Source organism: Streptomyces avidinii, assembly GCF_014650695.1.
Taxonomy (GTDB): Bacteria; Actinomycetota; Actinomycetes; order Streptomycetales; family Streptomycetaceae; genus Streptomyces; species Streptomyces avidinii.
This window is the reverse complement of sequence record NZ_BMVL01000001.1, coordinates 20,968-42,900: the sequence shown is the minus strand read 5'-3', so window position 1 is coordinate 42,900 and position 21,933 is coordinate 20,968. Positions and strand designations below refer to the sequence as shown.

The 21,933-nt window shown below is 73.0% G+C and carries 20 protein-coding genes; 12 read left to right on the top strand and 8 right to left on the bottom strand.

The annotated features are described in order from the left end of the window. Positions 1-108: 108 nt before the first annotated feature. Positions 109-1,350 carry a lytic transglycosylase domain-containing protein gene (locus IE257_RS00190; RefSeq protein WP_189963314.1) on the top strand — a complete coding sequence of 414 codons (1,242 nt, stop codon included), beginning with the start codon at positions 109-111 and terminating at the stop codon, positions 1,348-1,350. A 44-nt stretch (positions 1,351-1,394) separates the two neighbouring features. Here the strand turns inward: IE257_RS00190 and IE257_RS00185 are convergent, their stop codons facing one another. Beyond that, positions 1,395-2,381, bottom strand: coding sequence for a hypothetical protein (locus IE257_RS00185; RefSeq protein WP_229920026.1), 987 nt, complete (start codon positions 2,379-2,381; stop codon positions 1,395-1,397). Positions 2,382-2,607: 226 nt separating this feature from the next. Here IE257_RS00185 and IE257_RS00180 point away from each other — a divergent pair, with 226 nt between their 5' ends. Both IE257_RS00180 and pgfA read left to right on the top strand, forming a co-directional pair. After that, positions 2,608-2,748 (top strand): SPW_0924 family protein, encoded by a 141-nt coding sequence (locus IE257_RS00180; RefSeq protein WP_189963311.1) that lies wholly within the window; start codon positions 2,608-2,610, stop codon positions 2,746-2,748. A gap of 14 nt (positions 2,749-2,762) precedes the next feature. Continuing rightward, a complete protein-coding gene (gene pgfA, locus IE257_RS00175; protein WP_189963309.1) occupies positions 2,763-3,764 on the top strand; it encodes a cell envelope lipid trafficking protein PgfA in 1,002 nt (333 codons plus the stop codon). Here pgfA and hrpB read toward each other — a convergent pair. Both hrpB and IE257_RS00165 read right to left on the bottom strand, forming a co-directional pair. Further along, on the bottom strand, positions 3,754-6,297 hold the full coding sequence (gene hrpB / locus IE257_RS00170) for an ATP-dependent helicase HrpB (protein WP_189963307.1): 2,544 nt from the start codon (positions 6,295-6,297) through the stop codon (positions 3,754-3,756). The two genes, pgfA and hrpB, sit on opposite strands and share 11 nt — an antisense overlap. A 1-nt stretch (position 6,298) precedes the next feature. Beyond that, positions 6,299-7,159 carry a class I SAM-dependent methyltransferase gene (locus IE257_RS00165; protein ID WP_189963305.1) on the bottom strand — a complete coding sequence of 287 codons (861 nt, stop codon included), beginning with the start codon at positions 7,157-7,159 and terminating at the stop codon, positions 6,299-6,301. A 353-nt stretch (positions 7,160-7,512) separates the two neighbouring features. On the opposite strand from IE257_RS00165, the gene rpsA reads away from it, so the two are divergent. From rpsA to IE257_RS00145, 4 genes are all read left to right on the top strand, one after another. Continuing rightward, positions 7,513-9,021 carry a 30S ribosomal protein S1 gene (gene rpsA / locus IE257_RS00160; RefSeq protein WP_033222162.1) on the top strand — a complete coding sequence of 503 codons (1,509 nt, stop codon included), beginning with the start codon at positions 7,513-7,515 and terminating at the stop codon, positions 9,019-9,021. A 272-nt stretch (positions 9,022-9,293) separates the two neighbouring features. After that, positions 9,294-10,232: a PAC2 family protein gene (locus tag IE257_RS00155; protein WP_189963303.1), complete on the top strand. Its 939-nt coding sequence runs from the start codon at positions 9,294-9,296 to the stop codon at positions 10,230-10,232. 31 nt (positions 10,233-10,263) lie between these two features. Continuing rightward, positions 10,264-10,872, top strand: a complete 609-nt coding sequence (gene coaE / locus IE257_RS00150) for a dephospho-CoA kinase (protein WP_189963301.1) — start codon at positions 10,264-10,266, stop codon at positions 10,870-10,872. A 66-nt stretch (positions 10,873-10,938) separates the two neighbouring features. Next, the gene (locus IE257_RS00145) at positions 10,939-11,340 is read left to right on the top strand and encodes a tetratricopeptide repeat protein (protein ID WP_189963298.1); all 402 of its coding nucleotides are present in this window, start codon (positions 10,939-10,941) and stop codon (positions 11,338-11,340) included. 57 nt (positions 11,341-11,397) lie between these two features. Here the strand turns inward: IE257_RS00145 and IE257_RS00140 are convergent, their stop codons facing one another. Both IE257_RS00140 and IE257_RS00135 read right to left on the bottom strand, forming a co-directional pair. Then, positions 11,398-11,658 (bottom strand): DUF6343 family protein, encoded by a 261-nt coding sequence (locus tag IE257_RS00140; protein WP_189963296.1) that lies wholly within the window; start codon positions 11,656-11,658, stop codon positions 11,398-11,400. A 126-nt stretch (positions 11,659-11,784) separates the two neighbouring features. Then, the gene (locus tag IE257_RS00135; protein WP_189963294.1) at positions 11,785-12,402 is read right to left on the bottom strand and encodes a hypothetical protein; all 618 of its coding nucleotides are present in this window, start codon (positions 12,400-12,402) and stop codon (positions 11,785-11,787) included. Positions 12,403-12,583: 181 nt separating this feature from the next. Between IE257_RS00135 and IE257_RS00130 the strand changes: the two genes are divergently transcribed. The 3 genes from IE257_RS00130 (at position 12,584) to IE257_RS00120 (ending at position 18,053) form a co-directional block, all read left to right on the top strand. Continuing rightward, positions 12,584-13,891, top strand: coding sequence for a helix-turn-helix domain-containing protein (locus IE257_RS00130; RefSeq protein ID WP_189963292.1), 1,308 nt, complete (start codon positions 12,584-12,586; stop codon positions 13,889-13,891). 131 nt (positions 13,892-14,022) lie between these two features. Continuing rightward, positions 14,023-16,851: an SCO1167/SCO6262 family helicase gene (locus IE257_RS00125; protein ID WP_189963291.1), complete on the top strand. Its 2,829-nt coding sequence runs from the start codon at positions 14,023-14,025 to the stop codon at positions 16,849-16,851. Beyond that, positions 16,848-18,053 (top strand): SWIM zinc finger family protein, encoded by a 1,206-nt coding sequence (locus tag IE257_RS00120; RefSeq protein WP_189963289.1) that lies wholly within the window; start codon positions 16,848-16,850, stop codon positions 18,051-18,053. Before IE257_RS00125 ends, IE257_RS00120 begins: the two co-directional genes overlap by 4 nt. Here IE257_RS00120 and IE257_RS00115 read toward each other — a convergent pair. After that, entirely contained in the window at positions 18,034-18,582 is a 549-nt protein-coding gene (locus IE257_RS00115; RefSeq protein WP_189963286.1) for a hypothetical protein, read from the bottom strand. The genes IE257_RS00120 and IE257_RS00115 overlap by 20 nt on opposite strands. Here IE257_RS00115 and IE257_RS00110 point away from each other — a divergent pair. Continuing rightward, a complete protein-coding gene (locus IE257_RS00110) occupies positions 18,581-19,417 on the top strand; it encodes a chaplin (protein WP_308433272.1) in 837 nt (278 codons plus the stop codon). The genes IE257_RS00115 and IE257_RS00110 overlap by 2 nt on opposite strands. Before the next feature lie 117 nt (positions 19,418-19,534). Here the strand turns inward: IE257_RS00110 and IE257_RS00105 are convergent, their stop codons facing one another. After that, positions 19,535-20,608 (bottom strand): S1C family serine protease, encoded by a 1,074-nt coding sequence (locus tag IE257_RS00105; protein ID WP_189963282.1) that lies wholly within the window; start codon positions 20,606-20,608, stop codon positions 19,535-19,537. Between the two features lie 124 nt (positions 20,609-20,732). Beyond that, on the bottom strand, positions 20,733-21,410 hold the full coding sequence (locus IE257_RS00100; protein ID WP_229920025.1) for a DUF2293 domain-containing protein: 678 nt from the start codon (positions 21,408-21,410) through the stop codon (positions 20,733-20,735). 139 nt (positions 21,411-21,549) lie between these two features. On the opposite strand from IE257_RS00100, the gene IE257_RS00095 reads away from it, so the two are divergent. After that, the gene (locus IE257_RS00095; RefSeq protein WP_189963279.1) at positions 21,550-21,921 is read left to right on the top strand and encodes a cupin domain-containing protein; all 372 of its coding nucleotides are present in this window, start codon (positions 21,550-21,552) and stop codon (positions 21,919-21,921) included. Positions 21,922-21,933 lie beyond the last annotated feature (12 nt).

The following is a 21,933-nucleotide window of genomic DNA, read 5'->3' as shown; positions in this document are numbered from 1 at the left end:
GACCTGCCCGGGGACGTAGGGATGTGGTGAATTCCGGGCGACCTTGCGTGCTGTGTGCAGTGAGTTGACGTAGGGTCACGCGGACGTCGAGGGGGAGGGGTCCGGCTCATGTCGGCTCGAATAATCGGACGCAGGCTGCGCAGGGGTACGACAGCAGCCCTGGTGTCCGCTCTGGTGATCGCCGCGGTGACCGCGTCCCAGGGCCCGGCGGGCGGGAGCGGCGACCGGCTCTCCGCCGCCGGGGAGAACGGCGCACAGCCGTCGCCGGCCGCGGACACGGCGGGTGGCGACTCCACCTACCTCACCGAACTCCCGCCGCTGCTGAGCCCGCAGCCGCCGGCCGTGCTGCTGCCGGAAGAGGGTCCGCCGGCGGCGCCGCAGGCGCCTACGGGCTCGCAGGCCGCGCCGGCGTCGGCCGTGACCGGGCCCGCGGAAGGGGCGCAGGGGATACCGGCGAGCGTGCTCGCGGCGTATTCGGGCGCGGAACGGAAGGTCGGGCAGAGCGACCCCGGATGCGGACTGCGCTGGCAACTCCTCGCGGCGATCGGCAAGGTGGAGTCCGGGCAGGCGCGCGGCGGTCAGGTCGACGCGGGCGGGACGACACTGCGGCCGATCCTGGGGCCGGTGCTCGACGGCAACGGCTTCGCGAACATTTCGGACACGGACGGCGGGGCCTACGACGGGGACTCCCGCTACGACCGGGCGGTCGGGCCGATGCAGTTCATCCCCTCCACATGGGCGGCGTGGGGGCAGGACGCGGACGGCGACGGCCGGCGCAACCCGAACAACGTGCACGACGCGGCCCTCGCGGCCGCCCGGTACCTGTGTGCGGGGACCCGGGACCTGAGGGCGGACGCGGACCTGGACCGGGCCGTGCTGTCGTACAACCGGTCCACGGAGTACCTGCGGACGGTCCGTTCCTGGTTCGCGTACTACCTGAAGGGCGCGCACGAGATCCCGGACCGGGCGGGTACGGGCGCGGGCCCGAAGCCCACCCCGCCGAAGCCGAGCACGACGCCGACGCCCACCCCGACGCCGGACCCGAAGCCCACCCCGACGCCTTCGCCGACGCCCACTCCGACGCCGGACCCGAAGCCCACCCCCACCCCGATGCCGACGCCGACGCCTTCGCCGACGCCCACTCCGACGCCGGACCCGAAGCCTTCGCCCACGCCCAGCCCGACGCCTACGCCGACCCCGACGCCTACGCCGACACCCACGCCTACGCCGACACCCACGCCGACCCCGACGTCCAGCCCGACGCCAAGCTCGTCACGCACGCCGAAGCCCACCGTGTCGCCGTCCTCCACTCCGGCGGTGCCCCGGCCGACCCCGGGGCAACGCGTCTAGGCCGTGTCTTGTGGATCAGGCCGGGCCCGCGGATCGGGTCGGGATCAGTTCGTGCAGCCGGGAATCGCCCCGACGGGCCGGCAGTTGTTGGGCGTGTTCTCGAAGATCCGACTCCTGACGAGGGTCAGGGCGGTACCGGCGGAGGTTCCTTGCCAGACGCCGCCGCCGTTGAGCGCGATGTTGCGCCGCACCTGTGTGTTCGTCAGCGTGGTGGCGCCGTCATTGGTGATGCCGCCACCCGTCTGGCCCGCACGGTTGTCCGCGATGGTCGTCGAGGAGATGTCCAGCGGAGAGCGGTCGTTGTAGATTCCGCCGCCCTGCTGGAAGGCGCGGTTGCCCTCGATGCGCGAGTTCTTGATGGTCATGGAGACCCCGGCGGTGAAGAGGCCGCCCCCCAGCTCCGTGGCCTGGTTCCGCACCACTTTGGTCCTCTGCAGCAAGGTGGTGCTTCCCGGCCCGTTGTAGATGGCGCCACCCCGCTGGCCGGCACTGTCCCGCACGACGCTGTCGTACATCTCAAGGGTGCTGCTGAGGTCCACGGCGATGGCGCCCCCCTGGTTCGCCGTGCTGTTGGTCACGGTGCTGTGCTTGAGGATGAGCGTCCCTCCGGATCTGGGCAGGTAGGTGCCGGCGTATTCGAGATAGCCGCCCCCGGTCGCGGTGACACCCTCAATGGTCAGGCGCCCGTCGGGGCCGTCGACCTCCGCGATGCGGAAGCCCTCGGTCGCGTCAGGATCCCGTCGGATGGTGGTCTTGTTCCCCAGCAGCGTGACGGTGCCCGTGATCAGGGGCAGGGCGTTGGGGCCGAGACCGCCGGTCGACGCGGGAGTGAGGACGTTGTAGACGCATCTGGGTGCGAGCCGGATGGTGTGCGGTCCGGTGTTGTTGTTCGCGGCGACGATTGCGTTGTTGAGTGCGGTGACGTCGCACGGAATGGCCGCCAGCGAGGTCGCGTCCGCGGTGTTGCCGAGACTGAGCGCGGCCACGACCGGCACAACCAGGGCCGCGGCCTTGAGTCGACGTCTCTGCATCGTTTCTCCGATCATCGTGCGTAATCGTTTGATTACGTTCCGTTGATAATCAGTGTTCCATGGGTTGGGTGCCCCGCCGTGCGCAACGCGGGGGCGGGTGCGCCGGCGGGGGTCGAGGTCCCCCGGGCGGCCCAGTGGTGATCTGCGGCTCGAACGGTTCTCATCTCGCCTCCGCATTGCTACGGTGCCCCCTCTCTGACGCCTCATCAGATTCCGGAGCCCCGGCATGCGCGCATTCGTCGCCGCCGTCATCGGCCTCGCGGCCGCGCTGACCCTCGTGTTCGCCATCACGGCCTTCGGGGTGCCCGAGGGCGAGACCTCACCCAAGCCCCTGCTCACCACCGCGCCCGCCGCGCCCGGAAAGTAGAGGAGGGCCCGGTCGTGCGACGCAGAGCGAGCCTTGTCCTGCTGGCCCTTGCCGTGTTCTGCGCAGCCCTCGCGCCGCTGCTGCGCTGGTACGCGTACCCCCGCCTCGCCAAGATCCCGCCGAACCAGTACCAGGAGATGGTCCTGGAGGCGAAGGACGCGACGCTCCTCGACTACACCGGCGGCATGCAGCCGAAGAAGGTCGACAAGGTCACCATCGTCCAGACCCTCAAGGGCAACGTCGAGGCGTCCGAGGAGATCGAGGCGAGCGCCGGCAAGGACGTCGTCGTCTGGGACACGCTGTCCTACATCATCGGCCCGGACGGCAAGATGGTCTCCCGGATACCCGAGCGCTACATCTTCGACGCGCACACCCAGGACCCGGTCCACGCCACCGGGGAGATGGTCGACGGGGACCCCGTCAAACGCGAGGGCATCGAGTTCAAGTGGCCCTTCTTCACCGAGCCGCGCGACTACCTCTACTTCGACGCGCAGACCCGCACCTCCTCGCCCATCCACTACGTCGGACCGCGCACGTTCAAGGGCATGGACGTCTACTACTTCGAGCAGACCGTCCCGTGGACCAAGGTCGCCATGCCCAAGAAGATGCCGATCGAGGGCATCGACCCGTCGACGATCGAGGCGGCCACCGGAACCACCCTCTGGTACACGGTCAAGGCGAAGTTCTGGGTCGACCCGGTGACCGGAGCGCCCGTCAACGCCGAGCAGGACATCCAGCAGGAGATGCGCGGCGGCATCGCCGCGGGCGGCCCCGACGGCAAGCTCACCGCCTTCGCCGGGCACGTCACGATGCGCGAGGACTACTCCGACTACACGGTCGACCTCGTCAAGGCGAACCGTACGAAGGTCCTCGCGCTGCACACCTACGCCCCCATCGGCCTGGCCGCCGGCGGGCTCGTCCTGCTCGGGGCGGCGCTGTGGCTGGAGGCCCGCAGCCGCCGCGGCCGGGCCGAGCACGTGCCGGAGCCGCAGGCGCCGGCGGAGGTCAGCGCCTGAGGCGGGCGTTGGTGTGCCGGGTGGGCTCGGCCGTGGCCGGGTCCTCCGGCCAGGGGTGCTTGGGGTAGCGTCCGCGCAGCTCCGCGCGGACGGCCCGGTAACCGCCCTGCCAGAAAGAGGCGAGGTCGGCGGTCACGGCGGCGGGCCGGCCCGCGGGCGACAGCAGGTGCACCAGCACCGGTACGCCCGCCACCCGCGGGGTCTGCGCCAGCCCGAACAGCTCCTGCAGCTTCACCGCGAGGACCGGCTGGCCGTGCTCGGCGGAGTAGTCCAGCCGGATCCGGGAGCCACTGGGCACCTCCAGGCGCTCCGGAGCCAGCTCGTCCAGCCGGGCCGCCTCCCCGGTGGCCCACGGCAGCAGCCGGTTCAGGGCCTGACCGGCGTCGATCCGGGCGAGGTCGGTGCGCCGCCGGGCCCGGGACAGCTCGGGCTCCAGCCAGTCGTCGGCGCGCTCCAGCAGGGCCCGGTCGTCGGCCACGTCGGGCCACGCACCGCCGAGCGTCCGGTGCAGGAACCCGAGGCGGGCCCGGAGCGCCAGTGCGTCGGGGGACCAGCGCAGCAGGCCGAGCCCCTCGGCGCGCAGCCCGTCGAGGAGGGCGGCCCGCACGAGCGCCGGGTCGGGGGCGCGCAGCGGACGTACGGCCAGCTCGATCGCCCCGAGGCGCTCGGCGGCGCGGGCGACGAGGTCGCCGTCCTCCCAGTGGACCTCTTCGCCGTCGGAGAGCAGGTGTGCGGCGGCGGTCCGGGCGGTGTCCTCGTCGATGACCGCGGCCAGCCGGACCCGCGCGGAGGCCGAATGCGGGGCCCGGTCGGCGACCGCGACGGCCAGCCAGGGCGCGCTGCGCAGCGGCGAGCCGTCACCGAGCTCGGCCGCGGTGCCGCCGGCCATGAGGAAGATCCCCTCACCCCTGGCTTTCGCCACCCGCTCGGGGAAGGCCAGGGCCGCGACCAGGCCTGCGGCGGCATCGTCGGGTACGGCGCCGCTCCCGAGCGGGGTGCGGGGCCGGGCTTCGGCCGTGGCGCCCGCCGCACGCTCCAGGCGGCCGACCTCCGTCCGCCAGCGAGCGGCGTACGCGTCACCGCCCGCGCGGGCCCGCCGCCAGGCGCCGGCCAGGTCGTCCCCGTACTCCCGCGGCGGCTCCTCGCCGATCAGAGCCACCACCTCCGCCGCCCGGCGGCCGCCGAGCGCGGCGGAGCCGTCCAGCAGGGCGCGGGCCAGCCGCGGGTGCAGCCCGAGCCGGGCCATCCGCTGCCCGCGCGCGGTGACCCCACCGGCCGGGGTCACCGCGCCGACGGCCACCAGCACCTCCCGCGCCGCGGCCATGGCCCCGGCCGGCGGCGCGTCCGGCAGGGCCAGCCCGGTCGCGTCCGGGTCGCCCCAGCAGGCGGCCTGCAGGGCGAACTGCGCCAGGTCGGCGATGCGGATCTCCGGCGAGGGGAACGCGGCCAGGCGGCCGTCCTCCGCCTCGGCCCAGCAGCGGTACACCGCGCCCGGCGCCTCGCGCCCGGCCCGGCCCGCGCGCTGGCGTCCGGCCGCGCGGGACGCCCGTACGGTCGCGAGCGCACCCAGCCCCCGGGCATGGTCCATGCGGGGCTCGCGGGCCAGCCCGGAGTCCACCACCACGCGCACCCCGGGGACGGTCAGGCTCGACTCCGCCACGGCGGTGGACAGGATCACCCTGCGGTGGTCGGCGACGGAGAGCACCGCGTCCTGGACCGCGGCCGGGGCCCGGCCGTGGATCTGGAGCACCTCGGCGTCCACCCCGGCCAGCTGGCCGGCGACCCGGGCGATCTCGCCGACGCCGGGCAGGAAGCACAGCACGTCGCCGGTGCGCTCCGTCAGCGCCCGCCGCACCACCGAGGCCACGTGCGTCAGCTGCGCCGGATCCACCCGCATCCCGTGCGGGGGCCGCACCGGCCGGGCCGGCGGCGCCCAGACCGTCTCCACCGGGTACGAGACCCCCGCGGCTTCCACCACCGGCGCGCCGCCGGGGCTGCCGCGGCCGAGTACGCGCGCCCAGCCGGCGGAGTCCGTGGTCGCCGAGGCCGCCACCAGCCGCAGCTCCGGGCGCAGGGTCTCCCGTACGTCGAGGAGGAAGGCGGCGACCGTGTCGGCGTCCAGGTGCCGCTCGTGGCACTCGTCCAGGATCACCACGTCGACGCCGGTCAGTTCCTGGTCGCGCTGGAGGCGCTGGAGCAGCACCCCGGTGGTCACGACCTCCACCACCGTGTTCGGGCCGGCCACCCGTTCGCCGCGCACGGTGAAGCCCACCGCGCCGCCGACCTGCTCGCCCAGCAGCCAGGCCATCCGCCGCGCGGCGGCCCGGGCCGCGATCCGCCGGGGCTCCGCGACGACCACCCGGCGCCGCGGTCCGCCGCCCACCAGCCCGGCCAGCACCAGCGGGACCAGCGTGGTCTTGCCGGTGCCGGGCGGGGCGCAGAGCACCGCCGTGCCGTGGCCGTCCAGCGCCGAGACGAGCGCGGGCACGGCCTCCCGTACGGGCAGGGCGTCGAGGGCGGCGGTCCGGATCACGTCAGTCGCGCTCGCAGACGAAGATCGCGGTGCCCGGGATCAGGTTGCCGCGCAGCGGGGACCAGCCGCCCCACTCCTGGCTGTTCCATTCGGGCCACTCGGGCTCGACCAGGTCGAGCAGGCGGAAACCGCCCGCCACCACGTCGCGGACCCGGTCGCCGATCGTGCGGTGGTGCTCCACATAGAGGGCGCGGCCCCGCTCGTCCTGCTCCACGTAGGGGGTGCGGTCGAAGTAGGAGGCGGCGACGGACAGCCCCTCGGGGCCGGGCTCGTCGGGGAAGGCCCACCGGATCGGGTGGGTGACGGAGAAGACCCAGCGGCCGCCGGGGCGCAGGACGCGGTGCACCTCGCGCACGACGCCCACGGGGTCGGCGACGAAGGGGACGGCGCCGTAGGAGGAGCAGGCCAGGTCGAAGGAGCCGGCTCGGAAGGGGAGGCGTCCGGCGTCGGCCTCGACGAGCAGGGCCCCCGGCGCGTCGCTGTCGCCGATGCGCAGGGCGTGCTGGAGCTGGCGGTGGGAGAGGTCGAGGGCCACGGCGCGGGCGCCCTGGGCGGCCAGCCAGCGGGCGCACTGGGCGGCGCCGGCGCCGATCTCCAGGATGTCCTTGCCCTTGAGGGACGCGGCGGGGCCGAGGAGGGCCGCCTCCGCCTCGTCCAGCCCCTCGGGCCCCCAGACGAAGCGGTCGTCGCCGAGGAACGCGCCGTGGTCGCTCTGGTACTCGTCGGCGTTGCGGTCCCACCAGCTCCGGCTGGCCCGGCTGCTCTCCGCTTCCCCCGCGTGACGCCGCGTGGCCTCCGCGTCCTCCCCGGAGCCCGGATCGGCTGCGTACGCGTCTTCGGAGGCGTAGTCCTCTTGGTTCATGGGGCCCGTCGTCGTAGTCTGCGAATGTGTTCCGAATGTGGCAGGAAGCGTCAGGAAGTGCTTCCCGCCCATAAATTGTGCCGGTCTTGAGGCGATCTGCCCGGGGTGTGCGCCTTCGCGCATTGACCCTGTCCGGCTGCCCCCGTATGCTACAAGTTGCGCTGCGAGCCTGTGCTCCTCAGACCTAGCAGGCTGCGCTTGCATCTGTTGATGTCCCCTCGGTTCTCGAGGCCCCGCCGCTCTTCTGCGGATTGGGGGCCTCCTTGGCTGTCCGGTCTTCGGTGGATGCCGATAAGGGCTCCCGGCGTAGCAGTACCTACGACTTTCTGTCCGTAACCGGAGCCCTTTCCCACATGACGAGCAGCACCGAGACCACCGCCACCACTCCGCAGGTTGCGGTCAACGACATCGGCGACGCGGACGCGTTCCTCGCGGCGATCGACGAGACGATCAAGTACTTCAACGATGGCGACATCGTCGACGGCGTCATCGTCAAGGTTGACCGGGACGAGGTTCTCCTCGACATCGGTTACAAGACCGAAGGCGTGATCCCCAGCCGCGAGCTCTCGATCAAGCACGACGTCGACCCGAACGAGGTCGTCAAGGTCGGCGACGAGATCGAGGCCCTGGTTCTCCAGAAGGAGGACAAGGAAGGCCGCCTGATCCTCTCGAAGAAGCGCGCTCAGTACGAGCGTGCCTGGGGCACCATCGAGAAGATCAAGGAAGAAGACGGCATCGTCACCGGTACCGTCATCGAGGTCGTCAAGGGTGGTCTCATCCTGGACATCGGCCTCCGCGGCTTCCTGCCGGCCTCTCTCGTCGAGATGCGTCGCGTCCGCGACCTCCAGCCCTACGTGGGCAAGGAGCTCGAGGCGAAGATCATCGAGCTGGACAAGAACCGCAACAACGTGGTCCTGTCCCGCCGCGCCTGGCTCGAGCAGACCCAGTCCGAGGTTCGCCAGACGTTCCTCACCACCCTGCAGAAGGGTCAGGTCCGCTCCGGCGTCGTTTCCTCGATCGTCAACTTCGGTGCCTTCGTGGACCTGGGTGGCGTCGACGGTCTCGTCCACGTCTCCGAGCTGTCCTGGAAGCACATCGACCACCCGTCCGAGGTTGTCGAGGTCGGTCAGGAAGTCACCGTCGAGGTCCTCGACGTCGACATGGACCGCGAGCGTGTCTCCCTGTCGCTGAAGGCGACGCAGGAGGACCCGTGGCAGCAGTTCGCCCGGACCCACCAGATCGGTCAGGTCGTCCCGGGTAAGGTCACCAAGCTGGTTCCGTTCGGTGCGTTCGTCCGCGTGGACGAGGGCATCGAGGGTCTGGTCCACATCTCCGAGCTGGCCGAGCGCCACGTGGAGATCCCGGAGCAGGTCGTCCAGGTCAACGACGAGATCTTCGTCAAGGTCATCGACATCGACCTTGAGCGTCGCCGGATCTCGCTGTCGCTGAAGCAGGCCAACGAGTCCTTCGGTGCCGACCCGGCGTCGGTCGAGTTCGACCCGACCCTGTACGGCATGGCCGCGTCCTACGACGACCAGGGCAACTACATCTACCCCGAGGGCTTCGACCCCGAGACCAACGACTGGCTCGAGGGCTTCGACAAGCAGCGCGAGGCCTGGGAGACCCAGTACGCCGAGGCGCAGCAGCGCTTCGAGCAGCACCAGGCTCAGGTCATCAAGAGCCGCGAGGCCGACGAGGCCGCTGCTGCCGAGGGCGCTGCCGCCCCGGCCGCCGGTGGCAACGCCGGTGCGGGCATCTCGGGTGGTTCGTACTCCTCGGAGTCGGACGAGACCTCCGGCGCCCTGGCGTCGGACGAGGCCCTGGCCGCGCTCCGCGAGAAGCTGGCCGGCGGCCAGAGCTGATCGCAGCGCGCATCACACTCCGGTGTGAGCCGAGCTGAACTGCAGTGAACGGTGAGGCCCGTCCCCTTCGGGGGGCGGGCCTCACCGCGTTCCGCGCCCGGTGTCCCGCACCTCGACCCGCTGCGTCGATCCCCGTCGGCCCTCGTCGGTCCACGTCGGTCCACGTTGATCCACGTTGATCCATTGCGTTCCTGTGAATGCGGCCAACTGGGGAATGGCGGCGCCGCCTTGAACGTTCTTGGCTGAGAACGAGGCGAGGAGGAGTGGTGACGGTGCTTGATCCACAGGGTTTGTACGAATGGGATGCCAAGGGCCTGGCGGTGGCCGACCTGGCAGTCGCCCAGGACTCGGCCGGGCTGGTCATGCTGTACCACTTCGAGGGGTACATCGACGCGGGTGAGGCCGGCGAGCAGATCGTCGAGCGGCTGCTGGACACCCTGCCCCACCAGGTGGTCGCCCGGTTCGACGCGGACCGGCTGGTGGACTACCGGGCCCGGCGCCCGCTGCTGACCTTCCAGCGCGACCACTGGACCGAGTTCGAGGAGCCGCGGCTGGAGGTCCGGCTCGTCCAGGACGCCACCGGAGCCCCCTTCCTGCTGCTGTCCGGCCCGGAGCCCGACGTGGAGTGGGAGCGCTTCTCCGTCGCCGTCCGGCAGATCGTCGAGCGCCTCGGCGTCCGGCTCTCCGTCAACTTCCACGGCATCCCGATGGGCGTCCCGCACACCCGCCCCGTGGGCATCACCCCGCACGGCAACCGGACCGACCTCATGCCGGGCCACCGCAGCCCCTTCGACGAGGCGCAGGTGCCGGGCAGCGCGGAGTCCCTGGTGGAGTTCCGCCTGGCACAGGCCGGGCACGACGTCCTGGGCGTCGCCGCCCACGTACCGCACTACGTGGCGCGTTCCCCGTACCCGGACGCCGCGCTGGCGGTACTGGAGGCGATCACGGCGGCGACCGGGCTGGTGCTGCCGGCCGTGGCGCACGCGCTGCGCACCGAGGCGCACCGCACGCAGACGGAGATCGACCGGCAGATCCGCGAGGGCGACGAGGAGCTGGTCAGCCTGGTGCAGGGGCTGGAGCACCAGTACGACGCGGCCGCCGGTGCCGAGACCCGCGGCAACATGATCGCCGAGCCGGCGGAGCTGCCGTCGGCGGACGAGCTCGGCCGCGAGTTCGAGCGCTTCCTCGCGGAGCGCGAGGGCGAGAACTGACGTACGAGCGGGGCCCCCTATGCTGCGGGGCATGCTGAAAGTAGGCCTGACGGGCGGAATCGGTGCCGGCAAGAGCGAGGTCTCGCGACTGCTGGCGGGGTACGGGGCGATCGTCGTCGACGCCGATCGGATCGCACGAGAGGTCGTGGAACCCGGTACGCCGGGACTCGCGGCCGTCGTGGCGGCCTTCGGGGAGTCGGTGCTGACCGCGGAGGGCACGCTGGACCGGCCGAAGCTGGGATCCATCGTGTTCGCGGACCCGGCGAAGCTCCGGACGCTGAACTCGATCGTGCACCCCCTGGTGGGGGCCCGGTCGGCCGAGCTGGAGGCCGCCGCCGGGGCCGGCGCGATCGTGGTGCACGACGTACCGCTGCTCGCGGAGAACGGCCTGGCGCCGCTCTACGACCTCGTCGTCGTCGTCGACGCGGCCCCGCAGACCCAGCTGACGCGGCTGACTGCGCGGCGCGGCATGGCCGAGGAGGAGGCGCGGGCCCGGATGGCCGCTCAGGCCACGCGGGAGCAGCGGCTCGCGGTGGCGACCCTCGTGATCGACAACGACGGGCCGCTGGAGGCGCTGGAACCGCAGGTGCGCAAGGTGTGGGAAGAACTCGTGGAGCGGGCGTCCGGCGGGGCGATCTGACGTGTGCATGGAATAGCGGGTGGGGCGGGGGCGTTGAACGCGCCCGTAGAGGGAAGGATTTCGATCGTGTCCGAGACCACTCGCCCCACCCCGTCCAGCCCGGAAACCCACGTCATCGACTACCGGGCCGCCGAGCACCTGCTCGCCGCCCGGGACCCGCGCGGTGCGGTCAAGCTGCTCGACTCGGTCATAGCCGCGCACCCGGAGAACACTGCGGCCCGGCTGCTGCGCGCCCGGGCCTTCTTCGCCGCCGCGCAACTGCGTCCGGCGGAGCTGGAGTTCGAGCTGGTGCTGGAGCGGGAGCCGGACAATGCCTTCGCCCACTTCGCGCTGGCCCGGACCTTCCAGCGCTCGGGCCGGCCGGAGCAGGCGCGCAAGCACTTCCGCCTCGCGGCGGCCCTCGACCCGCAGCCCGAGTACCTGGCTGCGGCCCGCTTCGAGGACCCGGCCGCGGGCGACTCCGCCTGAAGCAGCCGCTTACCCGCTCACCCGATGACCGGTTCACTCGATGACCGGTTCACCTGCTCAGCGGCTCCCGGGCGGCTCGTACGGAGGGACGTCCGGGCCCGGCTGGTAGTGCGGGCCCTGGCGCATATGGCGCACGATCATGAACAGGTCCACGGCCACGACCACCGCCAGCACCCCGCAGGCGGCCGCCCATCCCGGGCGGCCCACCAGCGAGAACACGGCCGTGCCGGCGGCGGCCCAGACCAGCCCCCAGACACCCAGCCAGAACCGCAGCCGCAGCGGACTGCGGGCGGTCACCGGTTCGTTTCCCGAACGCATGGACATCGCCTCTCCCGTCCATGGTCCCACTCCGGCCTGCGGCGGCGGGCCGGGCCGCGGGCCGGCCCGCGGGTCGAGCCATCGATCCCGCTCCGGGTCCTGCTCCGGGTCCTGCTACGGGTCCCGCTACGGGTTCAGCTTGTTCACGGCCTTGGTGGTCGTCTTCTTGAAGGCGGCGACCGGAGCGTGGGACAGGTCGCCCATCTGACCCCACTGCACGACGGTCACCGTGGAGCCGTCGCGCCCGATCCCGAACAGGTGCACGCCGGGCTCGGACTCGGGGATCGAGGTGTGGACCCCGTAGACGTGCGCGCCCTCCTCGACGGGGAGCGTGCCGTAGTCCTGCCAGGAAGCGGTGCCGCCCGGGGTCGTCCGCAGCCAGTCGGCGGCGCAGGCCGCCACCTTGCGCTCCAGGGTTCCGGCCAGCTTGGCCGCCGCGGCGGGCGAGGTGGACCGTACGGAGACCTGCACGGCACCGGTGTCGTACTCGGTACCGAAGACGCGGTGCCAGCTCCCCGCGGCCGGCAGCACGCCGTCCAGGCAGAACGGCGGGGTCTCGGGCAGCCCCTTGGTGACAGCACCCGCGTACCAGGGCGAGGTGGGGTGCGGCGGGAGATCGGTTCCGGCCAGGAAGCCGGGGGCAGTGGCGGCCGCGGCCGAGGTAGAGGCGGTCAGGACGAGGGCGGCGGCCGCCGCGACGAGCGCAGTGGCGAGCGTCGCGGCGGTGTCGGTACGTCGGAACATGTTCGGTACTCCCCGTGAGCGTCGAGTGCGGTGGTGTGTGCCTGACGAGCCTGTTCCCCGGACGGCGTGGCGGGCGACGGATTGGGGCGAATCCGGGACGCTGGAACGGCCGTACGTGCTGTCACCTGGGGGAACACCTCATGCATGGAACGCTGTCGCGGGACGCGGAACGGGGGAGAGCGTGAGCGAGGCCGAGAATTTCGCGCGGCTGATGCGGGAGCTGAAGGAGCGTGCCGGGCTCAGTTACGGAGCCTTGGCGCGCCGACTGCACACGAGTACGTCGACGCTGCACCGGTACTGCAACGGGGAGGCGCTGCCGGCGGAGTTCGCCGTGGTCGACCGCTTCGCCCGGGCCTGCGGGGCATCGCGGGGGGAGGCGGTGGACCTGCACCGGGCGTGGCTGCTGGCGGATGCGCGACGGCGGGCGGGGGTGGTGCCGGTGCCGGTGCCGGCACCGGAGCCTGTGCTTCGGGCCGAGTCCGAGTCCGAGCCCGAGCCCGAGCCAGAGCCCGAGCCCGAGCCAGAGCCCGTTGTCGTAGGGGCGCCGGAGCCGGTGGCCCGGCGGGCCCGGTACCGGCGGCGGGCGGCCGTGGTCGTGGCCGCGGGGGTGACGGCCGGGGCGGTGGCCGTGGCGCTGCTGGCGGCCGCCGGTCCCGAGTCCCGCGCGCCGCGCGCGGGCGGGAGTACGGGTACGGGTGCGACCCCGCCGGCCGCGTCGGTACCGGCGGCGCCCGGTGCACCGGAGCCGACGCCACCGACCGGGTCGGCGGGGCCGACCGGGCCGACCGGGCCGGCCGGGTCATCGGCTCCGGGGTCCGGCCCGGCCACCGCCGCGCCGCCCGCGTCACCGCCGGCATCGGCCCCGGGCCGGGCCCCGGTCGCGCCCCTCAAGGCGGCGGTCCGCCCGCACGTGTGGACCGCGGGATGCGACCACGCCTACCTCAGCGAGCGCGGTCCCGGCGTCGTGGCCCCGCCGCCCGTGGAGGCGGACGCGCCCGCCTGGGCGTCGGCGCAGCGTGCCGTGCACGCCGGGTCGCAGATCGTGGAGGTCACCCTGCACGGCACGGGGCCGGGCGCCGTGGTGCTGGAGGACCTGGAAGTACGGGTGGCGGCCCGCCGCAAGCCGCCGGCCTGGAACGTCTACCAGATGTCGCAGGGCTGCGGCGGCGGGCTCACCCCTGCCGTGTTCGCCGTCAACCTGGACGCGCCGCGCCCCCTCGCCCGGCCCGTCGCCGGGAACGACGGCGGCAGCCCGCTGCCCGCCCCCGTCCTCCCCTTGCGCGTCTCGGCCTCCGAGCCCGTCGTCCTGAGGGTGGAGGCGGCCACCACGGGATGCGACTGCGACTGGTCCCTCGACCTCCGGTGGACCGGCCCGTCCGGGTCGGGCACCCTGCGCATCGACGACGACGGGCGGCCGCTGCGCACGAGCGCCGCGACCGGTCGGCCGGTGTACGGGTTTGCACTGGAGCAGGGCCGCTGGGCCCGCTGAACCGCAGGTCAGAAGGCGTTGTCGGTGGCCACGCCTAAACTCGTCGGTACAGGAACACACCGAACGGGCTCGGCGGTACCGGAACACACCGATCGGGCTCCGACGGGCACCGGACGGGGAGGGGGACAGCGATGAGCACGCAGCCGCAGGCCGCCGCGCTGCTGTGGCACGCCGCCGTCTTCCTGCCCGCCGCCGTCCCCAGGGAGGGGCGGGTCGCCTTCTGGGCGCCCGACGGGGACGCCCTGCCCGAGGCGGGCGAGCCCCGGCCGCTCACCGTCGTACGCCCGCACGGCGACGGGGTGCGCAGCCGGACCGTGCCCGCGGTGACCTTCACCGTCGCCGCCGCCCTGCCCCTGCTCGCGCAGGCACCCCGCAGCCCCGCCGCGCATCCCGCCACCCGTGCCTGGGGCACCGCCGCCCGGCAGGCGCTCGCCCTCGCCGCCCGCGGCCGGCTCCTCCCCGGGATCACCCCCGAGGGCGTCGACGCCTGGCGGGCCGGACCGCTCGACGCCGCCGACATCGACCATCTCCGCGCGGTCGCCGCCGCGCTGCCGCACGAGGGGTACGCGACCCCCCTGGCCGGCCGCCGCCCGCTCCAGCTGCCCGAACCGGAGGCGCTGGTCCGGGCGTTCCTCGACGCCGTCGCAGACAGCCTGCCCCGCACTCCGGCCGCCGCCGTGGCCGCCGGGCGGCCGTTCGCCGCGCGGGAGCCGCAGCGGGTCCCCGGGATACAGGACTGGGCCGCTCAGGTCGCGGTCGGCGCCGATACCGGCGTCGGGATCTCGCTCCGGCTCGACCTGTCCTCCTTCCGCCTCTTCGACGCGGCCGAGGAAGCCGACACCCGCCGTGCCGGGGCCGCCGTCGTCCAGATCCACAGCCTCGCCGATCCGACCCTGGTCGCCGATGCCGGGCAGCTGTGGGCGGGCACGGCTTCGGCCGGCTTCGGCCCGCGCGCCCGGATCGACGCCGTGCTCGCGCTGCGCAGGGCCGCCCGGGTCTGGCCGCCGCTGCTGCGCCTGCTGGACCAGCCCGTGCCCGATGCGCTCGCCCTGTCCGACCCGGAGCTGGAGGACCTGCTCGGGGTGGCCGCGAGCCGCCTGGCGGCCGCCGGGGTCCTGGTCCACTGGCCGCGCGAGCTGGCCCGTACCCTGTCGGCGACCGCCGTCGTACGATCCACCGCGCCCGGGTCCGCGACCGACGGGACCGCCTTCTTCGACGCCGAGCACCTCTTCGCCTTCTCCTGGGAGCTGGCGCTGGGCGGCGACCGGCTCACCCCCGGGGAGATGGACGCGCTCGCCCAGGCGCACCGGCCCGTCGTCCGGCTGCGGGACCAGTGGGTGCGGGTCGATCCGGAGCTGGTGCGCAAGGCGCGCAAGCGGGAGCTGGGCGTGCTGGATCCGGTCGACGCGCTGGCCACCGTACTGACGGGGACGGCCGAGGTCGACGGCGCGCCCGTCGAGGCGGTGCCGGTGGGGGCGCTGGCCGCGCTGCGGGACCGGCTGACGGGGGAGCAGCCGCCGCTGCCGCAGCCCGCCGCCCTCAAGGCCACCCTGCGCGACTACCAGGCGCGCGGCCTGGCCTGGCTGGACCTGATGACCTCGCTCGGTCTCGGCGGCTGCCTCGCAGACGACATGGGCCTCGGCAAGACCGTCACGCTGATCGCCCTGCACCTGCACCGGGACCGGCCGGAGCCGACGCTCGTCGTGTGCCCCGCGTCCCTCCTCGGCAACTGGCAGCGGGAGATCGAGAAGTTCGCCCCCGGCACGCCCGTACGCCGCTTCCACGGCGGCAGCCGCAGCATCGAGGACCTGACGTCCTGCGCCGGCGGGTTCGTGCTCACCACCTACGGGACGATGCGCGCCAGCGCCGCGCTGCTCGCCGAACAGAGCTGGGGCATGGTCGTCGCCGATGAGGCGCAGCACGTCAAGAACCCGCATTCGGCGACCGCGAAGGCGCTGCGCACGGTGCCGGCGCCGGCCCGGGTGGCGCTGACCGGTACCCCGGTGGAGAACAACCTCTCCGAGCTCTGGGCGCTGCTCGACTGGACCACGCCGGGGCTGCTGGGACCGCTGACCGCGTTCCGGGCCCGCCATGCCCGCCCCGTGGAGCACCAGCAGGAGGAGGACGGCGGCAATGAGGCGGCGGTCGCCCGGCTGTCCGCGCTCGTCCGGCCGTTCCTGCTGCGCCGCAAGAAGTCCGATCCGGGGATCGCGCCCGAGCTGCCGCCCAAGACCGAGACCGACCACCCGGTCTCCCTCACCCGGGAGCAGGCCTCGCTCTACCGGGCCGCGGTGGACGAGGCGATGGCCGTGATCGAGTCGAGCGAGGGCATGGAACGGCGCGGCATGATCATGAAGCTGCTGGCCTCGCTCAAGCAGATCTGCAACCACCCCGCCCAGTACCTGAAGGAGGAGCAGCCCCGCATCCCGCACCGCTCGGGCAAACTCGCCCTGCTGGACGAGTTGCTGGACACGATCCTGGCCGAGGGCGGCTCGGTGCTGGTCTTCACCCAGTACGTGACGATGGCCCGCCTGATCGAACGGCACCTGCAGGCCCGCGGGATCGCTTCGCAGCTGCTGCACGGCGGGACGCCGGTGCCGCGCCGGGAGGAGCTGGTCGACCGCTTCCAGGCAGGCGAGGTCCCCGTGTTCCTGCTGTCCCTGAAGGCGGCGGGCACCGGGCTGAACCTCACCCGGGCCGGACACGTCATCCACTTCGACCGTTGGTGGAACCCGGCCGTGGAGGAACAGGCCACCGACCGCGCCTACCGCATCGGCCAGACCCAGCCCGTTCAGGTCCACCGGATCATCGCCGAGGGCACCGTCGAGGACCGCATCGCCGAGATGCTGGAGGCGAAGCGGGCCCTGGCCGACGCCGTCCTGGGCTCCGGGGAGTCGGCGCTGACCGAGCTGACCGACCGCGAGCTGGCCGACCTCGTGTCCCTGCGGAGGCCCGGATGATCACCGCGCGGGACGACCGCCGCCGCACCTTCGAGACCGTGCCCGCCGGGGCCGAGGCGGTCAGCTGGTGGGGCCGGGCCTGGGTGTCGGCGCTGGAGGAGGTCTCCCGCGACGGAGCCCGCCTGGCCCGGGGGCGTACGTATGCCGAGGAGGGGCACGTCGACGCGGTCACCGTCACCCCCGGCCGGATCGTGGCGTACGTCCGGGGCAGCCGGCCCCGCCCGTACCGTACCGAGCTGACCCTGCCAGCCTTCGCGGACCCGGAGTGGAACGACCTGCTGGAGACGGTCGCGGCCGACCCCGCGGCGCTCGCCGCCCTGCTGGAGCGGGAGGTACCGCAGTCGCTCGCGGGGGCCGTGCTGCCCGGCGTGGGAGAGCTCGTCCCGCACTGCTCCTGCCCGGACTTCGGGCGTCCGCCGTGCAAGCACGCGGCGGCCCTCTGCTACCGGGCGGCCCGACTCCTGGACGAGGACCCCTTCGTCCTGCTGCTCCTGCGCGGCCGCGGCGAGCGGGAACTGCTCGACGAGCTCACCCGCCGCAATGCCGCCCACGCCGCGCGTGAACAGCCCGATGCTGCGCCCGGTTTCCCCGGCGTCCCGGCCGGGGCGGCGTTGGCCCGCACCGGTCTGCCGCTGCTGCCCGCGCCCCTGCCCGCGCCCGCCGCCGTGGGCCTGCCGCCGGCCTACCCGGCCGACCCGGCGGCCCCGGACCCGCTGGCGCTCGACCAGCTCGCCTCCGACGCGGCCGCCCGCGCCCTCGCGCTGCTGACCACCGGCGAGGATCCGATCGCCGGGCTCACCCTTTGGCAGGACGCCGTCCGGCTCGCCTCCGCTCACCCCACGGCGGGGCTGACGGGCGCCGCCCGCACCCTCTACCGGGACCTGGCCCGGGCCACCGGCCGCAGCACCACCGACCTCGCCCGGGCAGCGGCGGCATGGCGCCAGGGCGGCCGGGCCGCCCTCGCCGCCCTCGAAGAGCCCTGGGACCCGCCGGCCGGCCCCTTCGACCGGGCCCGGCCGGCGCTGCTCGCCGCGGGCCAGGGCTCCTTCCGCCCCGACCGCAACCGCCTGACGATCCACGCCCGCCAGCTCCGTCTCGGCCGTGAGGGCCTCTGGTACTGCTACGCGGACCGCCTCGGCGACCAGGACTGGTGGCCGATAGGCCGCCCGTCCAGGGACCCGGTCAGCGCGCTGCTGGGCTGATGCCCTCGGCCCAGCGGGTCAGGGCGGTGAAATCGCGGTCGCGCAGCCCGTGGCGCGGGTGGACGTGCAGCAGGAGGGCCGGTGCCGGATGGTGCTCGGCGACCCAGGCGCGGTCGCGGGCGGTGATCATGTCGTCGACCCAGGCGAAGGGGCGACCGGCTGCCCAGTCGCGGAGGTGGCGCGTCTTCCACGAGAGACCGTCGGGGTCCTTGGCGAACAGTTCGGGCCACTCGACGACCGACAGGTCGCCGGGCAGCCCGATGTGCGGGGAGATCATCGTGTTGGCCTGGTGGGTCCAGGCGGTGGCCCAGGTGAGCTCGAAGGGCAGGGCCAGCAGCCGGGCGCCGTGGGAGGGGTGGAGGCGGACCCGCGCCCCGCGCCGGGCGCGGCGCGACTCCGGGTCGCGGTAGGAGAGCCAGACGTCCGGCCACATCCGGTGGCTCCGGTATCCGCGCAGGCCGGCGAGGGGGGAGCGGAACGGGTTGAGGGGGCCGTCCACGTCGAGGAGGAGCAGCGGGCGATCAGTCATGAAGTACCCAGTACCCAGTACACGATTGAGTGAAATGCCTACCGTCTCTATAACCCGAATGGGGTCAGAGCGTTGTTTCCGGTGCGGGGACATTACCCGCGAAGTTCTCCGGAAGGCAGGAAAACTGATGCGTCACAGTCGTCGGAATGGCTTGATCGCGGCGGTGGTTGCGGGAGGCGGACTGGCGGTCGCGGGTGTGGGCGGGTTCGCCCATGCCGACGCGGACGCGAGTGGCCGGGCCGAGCGCTCGCCGGGGCTGCTGTCCGGAAATCTCGTCCAACTGCCCGTGAACGTGCCGGTGAACGCGTGCGGGAACACGGTGAGCGTGGTGGGTCTGCTCAACCCGTCCGCCGGGAACCGCTGTAGCAACGAGGCGCCCAAGGGTGGTGGCGGGCATTCCGGGACGAGGGCCGCGGATGCGGTGAAACCGGGCAGTGGGAACGGTGGAGGGGCGAGCGCCGAGGGACGCGGAAAGGATTCGCCGGGAGTGCTGTCCGGCAACGGGCTCCAGCTCCCGATCGACCTCCCGCTGAACATCAGCGGCAACTCGGTGAACGTGGTCGGTATCGGCAACCCGTCGCTCGGCAATACCTCCGTCAACGGCGAGGAGCCCACCGGCGGCAAGCCCGTCCAGCCGCCCGTCGTGGAACAGCCGGTGACCCCGGTCGTCCCGGCTGATCCGACCGCGCCGGTCACGCGGGTCACCCCGCCCGAGGCCCCGCAGCACGAGGCCCTCGCCCACACCGGGTCCGACGGCGTCGGCTACCTGCTGCCGAGCGGTGGTGCGCTCCTCCTGGGCGGGGTCCTCCTGTACCGCCGCTTCCGCCTCAACTGAGGCCGTAGGCCGCAGGCGGCACCGGAGTCGCGGCCCACACGGGCTCGTCCCGACGGACGAGGGGCAGAGTGTGGGCCGGGGTGGCCGGAACGGACGGACCGGCCGTGCCCCGTTGCTCTACCGGCCCGCGCCCGCCAGCACCACGTCGGCGGTCCACGGTTCACCGAACCGGTGGCCGCTGTCCCTGCCGGCTCCTGAATGGATCCCTTCGACGCTCAGCTTGGCGCCGGGTTCCGCGGGTTCGAGGACGTCGCACAACTCCGGGAACGAGGACACGGCCTCCCCGTTCACTGCGGTGATCACGGCGCCCTGCTGGACCTTTGCCTTCTGGGCCGCAGAGTCGTTGCGGACGTCGAGAACGAAGAGGCCGTCAGTTCCCTCGCCCTGAAGGTGCTTCTGAGTCTTCTCCAGCGAGCTCTTGTCGATCCCGGTGGTCGCGGACCGCAGCGCGAGATCTTGATCCGACACGGCGCCGAGCCACCATCCGGGATCGTTCTTCATCGATCCGGCAGCCAGAGCGGGAAGTTCGGACCGGGCATGGTTGCTGCTGATGGCCTCCGCCGCGATGCGCGTTTCCCCCGTCGATTTGTCCTCCACCTCTACCCCCGTGTTGATGCCGACCACTTCGCCGTCCTTGTTCAGTACCGGCCCTCCGAGGGTTCCGCTCTTCATCTGGACGGAATGGTGGATCAGGGAGGGGTAGTCGGGGCCCGACAGGTGAGCGACGTCGCCGACGGGTTCGTACGCCGCCCCGGACACGGCAACCGTCTTCGCCTGGGGGTCGCCCGCGTCCGGGTAGCCGAGGGAAATGACGACGTCGCCGTTGAACAGCAGATCGCTGTTTCCGAACTGCAGGCTCTTCATGCCCGTCGGTGGAGGTTCGACCTTGAGCACGGCCAGATCTTGGCAGAGGTCGCTTCCCAGCAGTTGGGCGGAGATCGGAAGCTTGCCCTCTGCGATCACTTCCAGGCCGCTGTTCCCTGCGACGACCCTCGCCGTGGTGGCAACCAGACCGCTGCCGGCATCGTAGACAAATCCGCTACCGGCGCCGGAGTTGTTCATGACTTGGACAACAGCAGCCTTGGCCTGCTCCCGGTTTCCCGGAGAAGGTTCGTCCGCCATTGCCCCCGTGGTCCCGCACGTCGAGATCAGAAGGGTCGACGCCGCGAAAAGACTGACATGCGCAGTCACCGAGGCCTCCTTCTGGGTAGATGGTCGTCCCCCCCGTGGCAGATCTCGTCCCGGCGCCGGCTCACCCACCCATCGCCTCTCCTTTCACCGTAGCTCCGCGGCCCCCGGGTGTCCTGGCGACGACTCATCCGCCCACGGGGGTCTCGATCCGGGGCGGCGTGCGCCAGCCGTCCAGGATGGCGTCGATCCGGGCGGCCAGCCGGGCGCGGGCCGTGAACCGGGGGACCCCCGCCATCAGCAGGGCGTCGTACTCGGTGTCCGTGTGCCGCACCGCCGCGCGCACCGCGACGGAGACCGCCAGCTCGTCCAGGGCGCGGCCGGCCGCGGTCCGGCCCACCCGGCCGCTGCCGCGCACCGAGGCGTGGGTGGCGATCGCCACCGCACGGTCGGCCGGGCATCCGGGGAACAGTCGCACGATCTCTGCGGCGAACGCCGCCGTGAACCGGGTGTCCTCGGCCGCCCGCCGCCGCCGGTCGCGCTCCCGGCGGCGCGCCCGGGCCTCGGAGTCCGCGAGGCAGGCGCGCTCCGCGCGGGCCAGGGCGGCCTCCTCGACGAGGAGCCCCAGCCGTTCGTACCGGTGGCGGCGTTTGTTGAAGCGGACCACGACGGCACAGAGCGAACTTCCCTCGCGGGAACGGCGGGTGAGTGCCGTGTCCCCGCGCGGCAGATAGACGAGATGGCCGAGATCCGTACAGTCCAGGCAGCGGGGGACGCCGGACTCGCGGACGAGGTGCCGGAGCGGTCCCTGCCGGCAGTCGGCGCAGTGGATCTGCTTCAACGACTCAAAAACCACCAGGCTCATGATGGTGTGATACCGCTGTATGACCCTCATATCACCTGGTGGAGAAGGCATGTTGATGTTTCGCCGACTGTTCCTGGGCGCTGCGTGGCCCTTTTACCGTGGAGCGGTGGACCGGGGAAGGTCCGGCCGAGGAGGGCACATGGGTGGGCGGCAGGCGATGGCGGAGCGGCCGGGTGGGACGTGCCTCGCCACGCTCCCGACTGGCAGAAAGATAGTCATACCACCGGGCGGCTGTACCGGATGGCACTTCCACCGGGTCCGGCTGGACGCGGTGGTCCTGGCGGGCACCCTGACCCGGGTCCTGCACGACCGCACCGTCGTGGTGCACCCGCCCGGGAGCACCTTCGTGGAACCGGCCGGCATCCACCACATACACCTGGGCCACAACCTCGGCACCGAGCCGGTCGTGCTCCACGTGACCCCCGCGCGCCCGGTGGGGACCCCCTTCGCGATCGCCACCCCGGCCCCGCCCGGTGTCACCCCGGCGGTCTGCGGGCAGCACGCCCCCTGAACCGGCCGGGCC

Coding starts and splice junctions, on each gene's coding strand:
- IE257_RS00110 (WP_308433272.1), top strand. CDS start 18,581: ATGAAGTACCCAGTACCCAGTACACGATTGAGTGAAATGCCTACCGTC.
- IE257_RS00100 (WP_229920025.1), bottom strand. CDS start 21,410: ATGAGCCTGGTGGTTTTTGAGTCGTTGAAGCAGATCCACTGCGCCGAC.
- coaE (WP_189963301.1), top strand. CDS start 10,264: ATGCTGAAAGTAGGCCTGACGGGCGGAATCGGTGCCGGCAAGAGCGAG.
- IE257_RS00140 (WP_189963296.1), bottom strand. CDS start 11,658: ATGCGTTCGGGAAACGAACCGGTGACCGCCCGCAGTCCGCTGCGGCTG.
- IE257_RS00190 (WP_189963314.1), top strand. CDS start 109: ATGTCGGCTCGAATAATCGGACGCAGGCTGCGCAGGGGTACGACAGCA.
- IE257_RS00120 (WP_189963289.1), top strand. CDS start 16,848: ATGATCACCGCGCGGGACGACCGCCGCCGCACCTTCGAGACCGTGCCC.
- IE257_RS00165 (WP_189963305.1), bottom strand. CDS start 7,159: ATGAACCAAGAGGACTACGCCTCCGAAGACGCGTACGCAGCCGATCCG.
- IE257_RS00185 (WP_229920026.1), bottom strand. CDS start 2,381: ATGCAGAGACGTCGACTCAAGGCCGCGGCCCTGGTTGTGCCGGTCGTG.
- IE257_RS00125 (WP_189963291.1), top strand. CDS start 14,023: ATGAGCACGCAGCCGCAGGCCGCCGCGCTGCTGTGGCACGCCGCCGTC.
- IE257_RS00180 (WP_189963311.1), top strand. CDS start 2,608: ATGCGCGCATTCGTCGCCGCCGTCATCGGCCTCGCGGCCGCGCTGACC.
- rpsA (WP_033222162.1), top strand. CDS start 7,513: ATGACGAGCAGCACCGAGACCACCGCCACCACTCCGCAGGTTGCGGTC.
- IE257_RS00115 (WP_189963286.1), bottom strand. CDS start 18,582: ATGACTGATCGCCCGCTGCTCCTCCTCGACGTGGACGGCCCCCTCAAC.
- IE257_RS00135 (WP_189963294.1), bottom strand. CDS start 12,402: ATGTTCCGACGTACCGACACCGCCGCGACGCTCGCCACTGCGCTCGTC.
- IE257_RS00095 (WP_189963279.1), top strand. CDS start 21,550: ATGGGTGGGCGGCAGGCGATGGCGGAGCGGCCGGGTGGGACGTGCCTC.